The sequence below is a fragment of the Pseudomonas sp. SL4(2022) genome, assembly GCF_026625725.1.
Classification (GTDB): Bacteria; Pseudomonadota; Gammaproteobacteria; order Pseudomonadales; family Pseudomonadaceae; genus Aquipseudomonas.
In genome coordinates this window covers 3560516-3573767 of sequence record NZ_CP113060.1, presented here as the reverse complement: position 1 = coordinate 3573767, position 13252 = coordinate 3560516, and the positions used below count along the sequence as shown (strand labels likewise).

At 60.7% G+C, this 13252-nt stretch carries 12 protein-coding genes; 9 read left to right on the top strand and 3 right to left on the bottom strand.

Translation table 11 applies throughout. The features are described from left to right. The first annotated feature begins 8 nt into the window (after positions 1–8). Positions 9–176 (top strand): DUF2897 family protein, encoded by a 168-nt coding sequence (locus tag OU997_RS16980; RefSeq protein ID WP_108486543.1) that lies wholly within the window; start codon positions 9–11, stop codon positions 174–176. Between the two features lie 22 nt (positions 177–198). Continuing rightward, positions 199–957 (top strand): CPBP family intramembrane glutamic endopeptidase, encoded by a 759-nt coding sequence (locus OU997_RS16975; protein ID WP_267807694.1) that lies wholly within the window; start codon positions 199–201, stop codon positions 955–957. Here OU997_RS16975 and OU997_RS16970 read toward each other — a convergent pair. The 3 genes from OU997_RS16970 to OU997_RS16960 all read right to left on the bottom strand — a co-directional run bounded on the left by OU997_RS16970 (position 908) and on the right by OU997_RS16960 (position 3358). Further along, positions 908–1684, bottom strand: a complete 777-nt coding sequence (locus OU997_RS16970; protein WP_420713281.1) for a substrate-binding periplasmic protein — start codon at positions 1682–1684, stop codon at positions 908–910. The genes OU997_RS16975 and OU997_RS16970 overlap by 50 nt on opposite strands. Before the next feature lie 114 nt (positions 1685–1798). Then, complete coding sequence (locus OU997_RS16965) at positions 1799–2581, bottom strand: substrate-binding periplasmic protein (protein ID WP_108486546.1); 783 nt, start codon at positions 2579–2581, stop codon at positions 1799–1801. 153 nt (positions 2582–2734) lie between these two features. Continuing rightward, positions 2735–3358, bottom strand: coding sequence for a TetR/AcrR family transcriptional regulator (locus OU997_RS16960; protein WP_218276619.1), 624 nt, complete (start codon positions 3356–3358; stop codon positions 2735–2737). A 216-nt stretch (positions 3359–3574) separates the two neighbouring features. Between OU997_RS16960 and OU997_RS16955 the strand changes: the two genes are divergently transcribed. From OU997_RS16955 to OU997_RS16925, 7 genes are all read left to right on the top strand, one after another. Further along, positions 3575–5374 carry an acyclic terpene utilization AtuA family protein gene (locus tag OU997_RS16955; RefSeq protein ID WP_267807691.1) on the top strand — a complete coding sequence of 600 codons (1800 nt, stop codon included), beginning with the start codon at positions 3575–3577 and terminating at the stop codon, positions 5372–5374. Positions 5375–5376: 2 nt separating this feature from the next. Continuing rightward, entirely contained in the window at positions 5377–6246 is an 870-nt protein-coding gene (locus OU997_RS16950; RefSeq protein ID WP_108486548.1) for an SDR family oxidoreductase, read from the top strand. A gap of 4 nt (positions 6247–6250) precedes the next feature. Next, positions 6251–7867: a geranyl-CoA carboxylase subunit beta gene (atuC, locus tag OU997_RS16945; RefSeq protein ID WP_267807688.1), complete on the top strand. Its 1617-nt coding sequence runs from the start codon at positions 6251–6253 to the stop codon at positions 7865–7867. Between the two features lie 18 nt (positions 7868–7885). After that, entirely contained in the window at positions 7886–9043 is a 1158-nt protein-coding gene (atuD, locus tag OU997_RS16940) for a citronellyl-CoA dehydrogenase (protein ID WP_267807686.1), read from the top strand. Positions 9044–9309: 266 nt separating this feature from the next. After that, positions 9310–10110 carry an enoyl-CoA hydratase/isomerase family protein gene (locus OU997_RS16935; protein ID WP_267807684.1) on the top strand — a complete coding sequence of 267 codons (801 nt, stop codon included), beginning with the start codon at positions 9310–9312 and terminating at the stop codon, positions 10108–10110. Positions 10111–10165: 55 nt separating this feature from the next. Then, on the top strand, positions 10166–12154 hold the full coding sequence (locus OU997_RS16930) for an acetyl/propionyl/methylcrotonyl-CoA carboxylase subunit alpha (protein ID WP_267807683.1): 1989 nt from the start codon (positions 10166–10168) through the stop codon (positions 12152–12154). A gap of 111 nt (positions 12155–12265) precedes the next feature. Beyond that, on the top strand, positions 12266–13084 hold the full coding sequence (locus tag OU997_RS16925) for an SDR family oxidoreductase (RefSeq protein ID WP_108486553.1): 819 nt from the start codon (positions 12266–12268) through the stop codon (positions 13082–13084). Positions 13085–13252: the final 168 nt, after the last annotated feature.

The window sequence follows — 13252 nt, the reverse complement described above, 5'->3', positions numbered from 1 at the left end:
ATGGTGTTATGACCTGGTCTATCTGGCTGCTGATGCTTCTGGCGCTGGGATCCATCGTGGGTGGCCTGATGGTTCTACTACGCACGGCCAAACCACTGCCGCTGAGCGAGGAGCAGCTGGCGAAGATCCGCCAACGCCAGCTTGAGCAAGACGCCAAGGACGCACGCGAGCCTTAACCGCAACGAACAAGGACGTACCATGCCATTGCATCTGCGCTTGATGCTGCCAGCCCTGTGCCTGGCTACTGGGTTTGCCCTGGGTTATATCCAGCTGCCGGGGCTGGCCGCCGGCACTATTCTCTGCGCTTTACTGCTGTTTGCCGACAGATACCTGCCCACTGCGCTGTGGGCGGGGCTAAGCCTGCTGGCCTGCATCGGCTTTGCTGCGCACCTGGTTCCGGGATTTAGCGCTATACCGCTGTGGCCGCCGCGCCAACTGAGTGCCGATGCCGCGCCCTATGCTTTGCGTTTGTCCTGGGACAAGCTGCTGGTCGGCGTCACGTTACTGGCCTGGTGGCTGGGGCAGAAGACGCCGAGCAAGCCACTGTCAAACAGCGTGTGGCTCACCGCCGCACTGACGCTGCTCGTCGTCCCGCTGCTGGCGTTGGCGCTGGGTTTGGTCGGCTGGCAGCCGAAATGGCCAGACGGGCTTTGGTTATGGTTGGCGGTCAACCTGGGAGTGGCCGTGCTGGCCGAAGAGTTGTTGTTTCGCGGTTTGCTGCAAAGCCGACTGGTCAGTTGGCTCGGTGCCGGTGCGGGCATTGGTCTGACGACGCTGCTGTTCGCTGCCGTGCATCTGCCCTTCAGCCCGTTATTTGCCGTGGTCGCCGGGATTGCTGGCTTGGGCTATGGGCTGATCTTTCACTTCAGTGGCCGAATCAGCCTGGCCATCGCCCTGCATGGCGCCGTCAATCTGCTGCACCTGCTGCTTTTAAGCTACCCGCTGCGCGTGGCATGACAGCGACCTGATAGCGGCCAAAAATACGCTGCAACTGCCCCGTATCCCGCAAACGCTCAAACATGATGTTGAACTGCGTGGCTGAAATGGGGGCATTCGGGCGAATCAATACGTGATGGCGATAACGCTGGTCGGCGCGCTCAGAAACCAGCAATTGCCCGACATATTGGCGATTACGCTGCAGAAAATCGCCGATATACGAACGCGTCACCAAGGTAATTTCCGCCCGCTGATGCAACACCATCAGCAGGTTGCTTTCATGTGAATGAGTCAAGGTGGCGTTGAACGCTTTGCTGAGATAGTCCGGCTCAGCGTTGAAACCGGCAAAGGCATAGTGATAACCGTGATAGAGGGCCAGCCGTTTGCCCTGCAGACTGTCAAAGTAATGCTGGTCACGGCCAGGTTCGACGCGAGCGATAAACACTTCAGAATCTTCCAGCAACATGTCATATGCCACATGCGGAATCTGCTGCCAACCCCAGGCAGGGTTCTCAAAAATGGCCAGATCAATACGTTGCTGGGCAAAGTCACGAAAACGACGCTTGACCGAAGTGGGCACCATGACGAAACGGAACTGCGTTTGTGTCTGGTTAAGTGCAGTCAGCAACTCACTGAGCAAGCCAGGCACATCAGATTGCTCGGTTTTGTAGACATATGGCGGGAAAAACACTGCTGCAACACGCACTTCCTGCACAGCCATCGCCAATTGACTGGCCAGCATTAGCATCAACCCCATGCTGACCCGCCTTGCTGCTTGCCTCAAATATGCCATGGGGTAAAAACTTCCAGAATTCCTAAGCTTGCAGCCTAACCCAGGCAAACCTGACCTAACAGAGCAGTTTCAGTCATTAACAGACACTTCGCTAGCCTGCACATGATGCCTACGCAGCACATCCCCCAGCCGTTGATTACGCCTGAGTTGCTCCAACAGCACAGCAAAATTCTGGGGGGATATTGCCGAGTGAAGAGCAAACAAGGCCTGGTGGCGATAGATCTGATCAACGCGCTGAGACACCAGCAAGGCTTGGCCTTGCTCTACATTGCGTTGTTGAAAACTACGCAGGTAAGAGCGGGTAACCACCGCTATATCGGCACGCCCACGCAGCAGCATGGCCAGATTACTGTCATGGGAATAGGTCAGCACCGCATTGAACTGATCGGTTAGAAACTGTCTATCCGCACTGAAACCAGCAAAGCCATAGTGATAGCCACTGTACAGGGCCATGCGTTTACCCTTGAAGTCATCAAAGTAATGTTCGTCACGACCTGATTGTCGACGCGCGACATACACCTCGGCATCTTCAATTTTCAAATCCAGCGATCGATGGGCACCGCCCTGCCACCCCCACTCCGGTGACTCGAACAACATCAGATCAAATCGACCACTGTGCAGGTCCTGATAACGGCGCATGCTGGAAGTGGCAACCAGCCTGAACCGGTAAGCGTCCTGTGCCTCGTTAAACGCCAGCAACAGATCTGGCAGAACGCCGGTCGGCTGTGCGCTTTCAGGCTTAACGACATAAGGCGGAAAGTGATAGGCACCCACTCGCACATCCTGCCGGCCATAAACCAAGCCAGTGGCGAGCAACAGCGTCAGGAGCAGAGCCTTTGCACTAAGGGACAAGCGGCAGACCTCAATTGGAAGCCAATCAGCGCTGTTCGTCCTTGAGCCACAAACATTCAGCACTTTGACGTCAAAAATACCATCAAAGTGCCATCCTAGCTGATAAGCCTACGACGCGCGTCTAAAGCTGCCGCCGGGAGGCAAAAAAGGCTCTCAAACCTCTTTAATCACCAATGACAAGGCCTCTTCGGCCAGCTGGTCAAGGGTCATCGGCCCTTCCGGGCGGAACCAGGTGGTGGTCCAGCTCAGCGCACCGGTCAGCAAGCGACGCAGAATAAACGGATCGGCCTTAAAGTAACCGGCCGCCTTCGCCTCGTTAAGCACCTGCAACCAGAGCTGCTCGTAGCTATCACGTAAATCGAGAATAAACGCTTGACCGGGCTCTGACAGCGAACGCCATTCATACACCAACACGGCCATGGCCTCACCGGTACCACCCATGATCGATTGCAGCTCGCAGCGAATCAGCGCCAGTACGCGGCCGCGCAAATCCGTTGCTTCGGCCAGCGAAGCCTGCATTAGCGCAGTGTTGTAGCGAATGGTCTCCTCCATCACCGAACGCAGGATTTCGTCCTTGCTCTTGAAGTGATGAAAGATGCTGCCGGACTGAATGCCTACGGCACTGGCCAGGTCACGCACCGTGGTGCGCTCGTAGCCCTTGCTGCGGAAAAGATGCGCTGCCGTTTGCAGCAACTTGCCGCGCGCGCTGTCTGGGTCGGTAATCTGCCCACTGGCCACCAGCTCCCGCATCACCGCCTGCGCTTGTTGATCATCCACGCTAAATGCTCTCCAACTTTTATTGCCTTGCGCTCAACGCCCTGCGCGTTGCTGCCCAAGTGCTTGTCGTTATTAGTGAAATTTATGCTGCGCCAGCCACCCAAGCAAGCGCTTGGCCACACTTTCGGTTAGAAAGATTCGCCGCGGGGCTTTTCAACCAAGCGCTTGCTTGGTAGCCTTCAGATCACCTTATTCATGTGTTGCGGACCTCTTCCAATGACTAAAACCGTACGCATCGGCTGCGCTTCCGCCTTCTGGGGCGATACCAGCACTGCCGCCGCCCAGCTGGTAAAGGGCACCGAACTGGATTACCTGGTATTCGACTACCTCGCCGAAGTGACCATGTCGATCATGGCGGGCGCGCGGATGAAGAAGCCGGATGAAGGCTACGCCCGCGATTTCGTTGAAGTGTTGACGCCGCTGCTGGGCGAGATCGCCGCGAAGAACATCCGCGTGATCAGCAACGCCGGCGGGGTTAACCCGAGCGCCTGCGCTGCGGCCCTCGCCGCTGCCTGTGAGCAAGCCGGGGTCAATCTGAAGATCGCCGTGCTGCACGGCGACAACCTGCAGCCCAAGCTCGGTGAGCTGGCCAAGGCTGGTACCGTGGAAATGTTTAGCGGCGCGCCGTTGCCGCCCTTCTGCGTGTCGGTCAACGCCTACCTCGGTGCACCGGGCATCGTTGAAGCACTCAAGCTGGGGGCGGATATCGTCATCACCGGCCGCGTGGTGGACAGCGCTGTGGTCAGCGCCGCACTGGTGCATGAATTCGGCTGGGGTTGGAGCGACTATGACCATCTGGCTCAGGCCGCCTTGGCCGGGCATATCATCGAATGCGGTGCACAGTGCACCGGCGGCAACTTCACCGACTGGGACAGCGTGCCGGACTATGAACACATCGGCTTCCCGGTGGTGGAAGTGGCCGCCGATGGTGGCTTTGTGGTGACCAAGCCGAAAGGCTCTGGCGGCCTGGTCACGCCTTTTACCGTAGGCGAGCAGATGCTCTATGAAATCGGCGATCCACGGGCCTATTACCTGCCCGATGTGCTCTGCGATTTCACCCAGGTGCAACTGACCCAAGTCGGCGACAACAGGGTTGAGCTGAAAGGCGCGCGCGGCCTGCCGCCAACTGATCAATACAAGGTCAGCGCCACCTACCCGGACGGTTTCCGCTGCACCGCCAGCTGCCTGATGGCCGGCCTTGATGCCGTGAAGAAAGCCCAGCGCGTCAGCCAGGCGATCATCCGCAAGACCGAGGAAATGTTCGCCGAGCGCGGCTGGGGGCCTTACAAGGAAGTCAGCATCGAACTGCTCGGTTCCGAAGCCACCTACGGCCCGCGTGGCCTGCGCACCGACACCCGCGAGATCGTGATCAAGATCGCCGTGCGCCATGCGAAGAAAGAAGCCCTGGTGTTGTTCTCCCGTGAGATCGCCCAGGCCGCCACCGGCATGGCACCGGGGCTGACCGGCATCGTCGGTGGTCGCCCTACGGTTTACCCGGTAATCCGCCTGTTCAGCTTTCTCGCAGACAAAGGCGCCTGCGCCATGGAAGTTGAACTGAACGGCGAACGCACACCGGTCGCACTGCCGCAGATCACGGTGCTGGACAGCGCGCAGATTGCTGCCGATATCGCCGCCCCGCTGCCGAGCGGTCAGGCTGATGTCAGCGTGCCGCTGATCAAGCTGGCCGTAGCGCGCTCTGGCGACAAGGGCAATCACAGCAATATCGGTGTAATGGCCAGAAAGCCCGAGTACTTGGCGTGGATCGCCGCTGCGCTGAGCGAGGGTGCCGTGGCCGAATGGATGCAGCACACGCTGGATGAGCAAACCGGCAAGGTCAGCCGCTGGTATCTGCCCGGCAGCCACAGCCTGAATTTTTTACTGGAGAACGCCCTGGGCGGCGGCGGCGTCGCCTCGTTGCGCATCGACCCGCAAGGCAAGGCCTTTGCCCAGCAGCTGCTGGAATTCCCGATACCAGTGCCCAAGGCGCTGGCCGTTAGCCTCGAACAAGGACAATAACAATGAGCTACGACTCAGTGTTTAAACCCGGCCTGTTCAGCGGCCAGACCATCATGGTCACCGGCGGCGGCAGCGGCATCGGCCGTTGCACCGCCCATGAACTGGCACGCCTGGGTGCCCACGTGGTGCTGGTCGGACGCAAGCTGGAAAAGCTTGAAGCCACCTGCGGCGAGATTATTGAGGACGGCGGCCAAGCCAGTTTGCAGGTGTGCGATATCCGCGACGAAGACGCGGTCAAGGCCATGGTCAAAAGCGTGATCGCCGAGCGCGGGCAGATCCATCACCTGGTCAACAATGCCGGCGGCCAATTCCCCGCGCCGCTGATCGGTATCAACCAGAAAGGCTTCGAAACCGTGGTGCGCACCAACCTGGTCGGCGGCTTTCTCATCGCCAAGGAGGTTTTCCTGCAGAGCATGAGCAAACACGGCGGCTCAATCGTCAACATGCTCGCGGACATGTGGGGCGGCATGCCCGGCATGGGCCACTCGGGTGCCGCACGCGCCGGCATGGAGAACTTCACCAAGACCGCGGCCTACGAATGGGGCCACGCCGGCGTGCGGGTCAACGCCGTGGCACCGGGCTGGATCGCCTCCAGCGGCATGGACACCTACCCCGAATCGATGAAGAACATGATCCGCTCGCTCAAGGATCACGTACCGCTGCAGCGCATTGGCAGCGAATCGGAAGTGGCCGCGGCCATCGTTTTCCTGCTCACGCCAGGCGCCAATTTCATCAGCGGTAACACCATCCGCATCGACGGCGCCGCCAGCCAGGGCACCCGCGCCTGGACCTTGGGCAAGGCGAAAAACAGCGAGACCTATAACGGCTTCCACCGGGCGTATATGCCTGACGTGTTCAAGGGCGAGGAGTAACGCCATGCCGGTTATCCAATCTGAAATCGATTTGCACGGCGAGGACTTCGCCAAGAACCGCGACGCCATGCTGGCCGCCGTCGACAGCTTTCGCCAGATCGAACAGAACTGCCTGAACAAGGCCTTTGAAGCCAAAGCAAAATTCGAAAAGCGCGGCCAATTGCTGCCGCGTGAACGCCTGAATCTGCTGCTCGACCCCGGCGCGCCGTTTCTCGAACTCTCGTCGCTGGCCGGCTACAAGCTGCACGATGACAAGGACGGCACCCAGGCTGGCGGCGGGATCATTTCCGGTATTGGCTATATCGCCGGGGTACGCTGCCTGGTCACTGCCAGCAACAGTGCGATCAAGGGTGGCACCATCTCCCCCACCGGACTGAAGAAAACCCTGCGTCTGCAGCAGATCGCCTTCGAGAACAAACTGCCGGTGGTGGCGCTGACCGAAAGCGGCGGCGCCAACCTCAACTACGCCGCCGATATCTTTGTCGAAGGCGCACGCGGCTTTGCCAACCAGGCGCGCATGTCGGCCATGGGTTTGCCGCAAATCACCGTGGTGCACGGTTCCAGCACCGCAGGCGGGGCGTATCAGCCGGGGCTGTCGGACTATGTGGTGGTGGTGCGTGGCAAGGCCAAGATGTTCCTCGCCGGCCCGCCCCTGCTGAAAGCCGCCACCGGCGAAATCGCCACCGATGAGCAACTGGGTGGTGCCGAGATGCACGCCCAGGTCGCCGGCACCGCCGAATACCTGGCCGAAAATGACGCCGACGGCGTGCGCATCGCCCGCGACATTCTCGCTATGTTGCCGTGGAATGCCCAACTGCCGGCGCGTCCAGCCAAGGCCTACAGCGAGCCGCTGTATCCGGTCGAAGAACTGCTCGGCCTGGTACCGGCAGACGCCAAGAAACCCTACGACGTGCGCGAAATCATCGCCCGCATCGCGGATGGTTCGGCGTTTCTCGACTTCAAGAACGAGTTCGACAACCAGACGGTCTGCGGCCACTTGCAGATCGAAGGCCAGCCCTGCGGCTTTATCGGCAACAACGGCCCGATCACCCCGCAAGGCGCGGCCAAGGCGGCACAATTTATCCAGCTGTGCGAGCAGAGCAATACGCCGATCCTGTTCTTCCACAACACCACCGGCTTTATGGTCGGCACCGAGTCGGAACAACTCGGCGTGATCAAGCACGGCTCGAAGATGATTCAGGCCGTGGCCAACGCCACCGTGCCGAAACTCACCATCGTCGTCGGCGGCTCCTACGGGGCCGGCAACTACGCCATGTGCGGCCGTGGCCTGGACCCGCGCTTTATCTTCGCCTGGCCCAACAGCAAAACTGCTGTCATGGGCGGTACCCAGGCCGGCAAGGTGCTGCGCATCGTCACCGAAGAAAAGCACCTGAAGGACGGCAAAGAAGCCGACCCGAAAATGCTCGACATGCTGGAAACCGTCACCGCACAGAAACTCGACAGCCAATCCACCGCGCTCTACGGCACCGCCAGCCTGTGGGACGACGGCCTGATCGACCCGCGCGATACGCGCAAGCTGCTCGGCTACCTGCTGGATATCTGTGCCGAAGCCGCTGTTCGTCCGCTTAAAACCACCACTTTCGGCGTAGCCCGCCTGTAACCCTTCGGAGAACAAGAAATGATCTTTACCCAAGAACACGAAGAGCTGCGCCGCACGGTCCGTAACTTTGTCGACAAGGAAATCAACCCGCATGTCGAACAATGGGAAAAGGACGGTCGTTTCCCGATCCACGATATCTTCAAGAAGGCCGGCGACCTCGGTCTGCTGGGCATCTCCAAGCCGGAGAAATTCGGCGGCATGGGTCTGGACTACAGCTACTCGATCGTCGCGGCCGAAGAATTCGGCACCATCATCTGCGGCGGTATCCCGATGTCCATCGGCGTGCAGACCGACATGTGTACCCCTGCCCTGGCGCGCTTCGGCTCCGATGAGCTGCGTGAAGAATTCTTAAAGCCGGCAATCACTGGCGAGATGGTCGGCTGTATCGGCGTATCCGAAGTCGGCGCCGGTTCGGATGTGGCCGGGCTGAAAACCACCGCCAAGAAAGACGGCAGCGACTATGTGATCAACGGCAGCAAGATGTGGATCACCAACTCGCCGTCTGCTGACTTTATCTGCCTGCTGGCCAATACCTCGGACGATAAGCCGCACGTCAACAAGTCGTTGATCATGGTGCCGATGAACACCCCTGGCATCACCGTCAGCCCGCACCTGGACAAACTCGGCATGCGCAGTTCGGAGACCGCCCAGGTGTTCTTCGACAACGTGCGCGTGCCGCAGCGCTACCGCATCGGCCACGAAGGCGCGGGCTTTATGATGCAGATGCTGCAGTTCCAGGAAGAGCGGCTGTTCGGCGCGGCCAATATGATCAAGGGCCTGGAGCACTGCATCAACGCCACCATCGACTACTGCAAAGAGCGCAAAACCTTCGGCAATGCGCTGATCGACAACCAGGTCATCCACTTCCGCATGGCCGAGTTGCAGACCGAAGTCGAGTGCCTGCGTGCCCTGGTCTACCAGGCCACCGAACAGTACGTGCGCGGCCGTGACGTCACCAACCTGGCCTCGATGGCCAAACTCAAGGCCGGCCGCCTGGGCCGTGAAGTCACCGACAGCTGCCTGCAGTACTGGGGCGGCATGGGCTACATGTGGGAAAACCCGGTGGCCCGCGCCTACCGCGACGTGCGCCTGGTGAGCATCGGCGGCGGTGCGGACGAAATCATGCTGGGCATTATCTGCAAGCTGATGGGCATTCTGCCGGGTAAGAAAAAATAGCCGGGAGCTATTTTTAACGTCGCACAGCGACGGCCCGAAGGGTGGCCGCCAAGGATGGCAGGCCATAAAAAATAGCCGGGAACTATTTTTAACGTCGCACAGCGACGGCCCGAAGGGTGGCCGCCAGGGATGGCAGGCCATAAAGAAGGGCTAAGAGCGGAAAAACCGTAGGGTGTACGTCGCTTTTTAGGTTCACCGTCATGGTGGATCAATACAGCGTGATCCACCCTACGGACACCCCTTGCGTATACATCAAGGAGCCTGCCATGGCCGACCTACCGAACTGTGAAACTTTGCTGCTGAGCCGCGACGCCGGCGTGCTGCACGTCACCCTCAACCGCCCGGACAGCCGCAACGCCATGAGCCTGGCCATGGTCGGTGAACTGCGCGCGGTACTGGAAAGTGTGCGCCACGACGCCAGCGTGCGCGCCATTGTGCTACGCGGTGCCGGTGGGCATTTCTGCGCCGGTGGCGATATCAAGGATATGGCTGGCGCCCGAGCGGCGGGTGGCGACGCATACCGCAGCCTGAACCGCGCCTTCGGCAGCTTGCTGGAAGAAGCGCAGAACACGCCACAGGTGCTGATTGCCGTGCTGGAAGGCGCAGTACTGGGCGGCGGCTTCGGCCTGGCCTGCGTGTCGGATATCGCCATCTGCCAGCAGGACGCCAAGTTCGGCCTGCCGGAAACCACCCTCGGGATTCTCCCGGCACAGATTGCACCCTTTGTGGTGCGGCGCGTCGGCCTGACCCAGACCCGCCGCCTGGCCCTAACCGCCGCCCGCTTCAATGGCAGCGAAGCCGAACGCCTGGGCCTGGTGCATTTCAGCGAAGCTGATAGCGAAGCCGTCGACGCCCGTTTGCACCAGGTACTCAGCCAAGTACGCCAATGCGCGCCGCAAGCCAATGCCCAGACCAAGGCCCTGCTGCTGGCCGCAGAAAACGAAGCACTCGGACCACTGCTGGACCGCGCCGCCGAGCAGTTTGCTGCAGCGGTAACCGGCGGCGAAGGCATCGAGGGCACCATGGCCTTTATGCAGAAACGCGCGCCGAAGTGGGCTGCTGAATAAGCCCCCTACAACATGACCTGATCGCCAGGCTTACGACCCCAGCAGGAGCACACAGATGCCCGCCTTTAACAAAATTCTGATCGCCAACCGCGGGGAAATCGCCTGCCGGGTGATGCGCACCGCCCAGGACCTCGGCTATCGCACCGTGGCCGTCTATTCGGAAGCCGACGCCGGCGCACGCCATGTGCAGGAAGCCGATGAAGCCGTGTGCATCGGCCCGGCCCAGGTCAACCAGTCCTATCTCGTCATCGACAACATTATCAAGGCAGCGCAGAAAACCGGGGCTGATGCGATCCACCCCGGCTACGGTTTTCTCTCGGAAAACGCCGACTTCGCCCGTGCCTGTGAGGCCGCAGGTATCGTATTTATCGGCCCGACCGTGGAAGCCATCCACCTGATGGGCAGCAAGCGCCTGTCGAAGATCGCCATGCTCGAAGCCGGCGTGCCGTGCATTCCAGGCTACGAAGGCGCAGCCCAGGATGACGACACCCTGAGCCGCGAAGCCGGTCGCATCGGCTACCCACTGATGATCAAGGCCAGTGCCGGTGGCGGTGGCCGTGGCATGCGTCTGGTACACGAATCCAGCGAGCTGCTGGCGCAGATTCGCACCGCCCGCTCGGAGGCACAGAACGCCTTCGGCTCCGGCGAACTGATTCTCGAACGTGCGGTAATTCAGCCACGCCATGTGGAAATCCAGGTATTTGGCGATGCGCACGGCAGCATCGTTTATCTCGGTGAGCGCGACTGCTCGGTGCAGCGCCGCCACCAGAAGGTGGTCGAGGAAGCGCCCTGCCCGGTGATGACGCCCGAGCTGCGCCAAGCCATGGGCGAGGCAGCGGTGAAAGCGGCCGCGTCGGTGAATTACGTCGGAGCCGGCACCGTGGAGTTTCTCCTCGATCAGAGCGGCGAGTTCTTCTTTCTGGAAATGAACACCCGTCTACAGGTGGAGCATCCGGTCACCGAACTGATCACCGGCCAGGATCTGGTCGCCTGGCAGATTCGCGTGGCCGAAGGCCAGCCGCTGCCGCTTAAACAGGATGAGATCCGCCTCACCGGCCACGCCATGGAAGTGCGCCTGTACGCCGAAGACGCCACGCAGAATTTCCTGCCGCAAACCGGCACTGCACTGCGTTGGGAGCCGGCGCTGCGCGACGGCATTCGCATCGACCACGGCCTGGTCGAAGGCCAAGCCATCACGCCGTTCTATGACCCGATGCTGGCCAAGGTGATTGCCTACGGTGCCACCCGCGAAGAAGCCCGGCGCAAGTTGGTGCGTGCGGTTGAGGATTGCGTGCTGCTGGGCGTCAACGGCAACCAGCGTTTTCTCGCCAACCTACTCAGCCACCCCGAGTTTGCCGCCGGCAATGCCACCACCGCGTTTATCGCCGAGCATTTCGCCAGCGACCCGAGCCTGAGCCCACAACCACCAAAGGTGGCCGAGTTAGCCACCGCCGCTGCCCTGCTGTTCCAGCAGTCGGCCAATGCCCGCGCCCACCAACCGGGCCTCTCCGGCTGGCGCAATGCCGGCAGCGCGCCCTGGCGCTTTCTGCTCAAGCAGGGCGAGCAGACCTTCAGCGTGGAGCTGCACGTGCAGGCCGCCGGTCCACAGCCCAGCCTGCTGGCGAGCATTGCCGAGCAGCAGGTCAGCCTCAAACTGCTGGCCAGCGACGGCCGCTGGGTCACTCTGGAGCTGGATGGCATTCGCCAGCGCCTGGCCTACCACCTGGCCGGAGAACAGCTCTGGCTGTACGGCCATAACGGCAACCTGCAGCTCACCGATATCACCCACCTGCCCGTCAGCAGCGCCGCAGGTGCCGGCTCGGGCAGCGTGAAAGCACCGATGGACGGGGCAATTGTCGAAGTGCTGGTCGAAGAAGGCACCACGGTCAGCAAAGGCCAACTGCTGGTGGTGCTGGAAGCGATGAAGATGGAACACCCGCTCAAGGCCAGTATCGACGGCGTGGTACGCCGCATTGGCGTGAGCCGCGGCGATCAGGTGAAGAACCGTCAGTTGCTGGTGGAAATCGAAGCCAGCGAAAGCTGATCGCATCCCGTGGGAGGGGCTTTAGCCACGACTAATTAGTTACTTGTCGCGGCTAAAGCGGATCGCCGCCCGGCACCTCCCACAAAAACCATAAAAAGCGAGAGAACACATATGTCACTGCAAGGCAAAACCCTATTTATCACCGGCGCCAGCCGTGGCATCGGCCGTGAAATCGCCCTGCGCGCCGCGCGTGAGGGCGCCAATATCGTGATTGCAGCCAAAAGCGCCGAGCCCCACGCCAAACTGCCAGGCACCATTCACTCGGTAGCCGCCGAAGTCGAAGCTGCCGGCGGCAAAGCCCTGGCCCTGCAATTGGATGTGCGCGACGAGGACGCGGTAAAGGCGGCCATGGCCAATGCCTTCGAGCACTTCGGCAGCATCGATGCTGTCATCAACAATGCCGGCGCAATCAAGCTGATGGGCGTTGAGCACCTACCGCCCAAACGCTTCGACCTGATGTTCCAGATCAACACCCGCGCGGTGATGGTCTGCAGCCAGGCGGCGTTGCCCTACCTTAAGCAGAGCAAGGGCCATATTCTCAGCCTGTCGCCTCCGCTTAACCTCGACCCCAAGTGGTTCGCCACCTACGGCCCCTATACCAGCACCAAATACGGCATGAGCATGCTGACCTTAGGTATGCATGAGGAATTCAAAAAGTACGGCATCAGCGTCAACTCGCTCTGGCCCAAAACGGTGATCGCCACCGCCGCCATCGAATTCGAAGCCGGCGGCCCGGCCGTGATGAAGGCCGCACGCCTGCCGGCGATCATGGCCGATGCCGCCCATGCCATCCTGTCCAGCAGCGAACGCAGCATCAGCGGGCGCCTGCTGATCGACGAAGAAATTCTCCGAGAGCAGGGCCAGCAAGACTTCGAGCAGTACCGCTTTGATCCGGCCGGCAAACTGATGAACGATCTGTTTGTCGACTGAGGCCTGCTGAATACACACCGGCCTCAAGGTCGGTGTGTGTTTCGCCTCGTACAGGGTTGAGCGTGTGGATAGCGAATACAACTGGAGATTCGGACGCGGCTCAACCCAATGTGTTGGCGTTGCACAAAGGGCTGTTCGCTTGAAGCCCGACTACCGCCCCATCGGCGA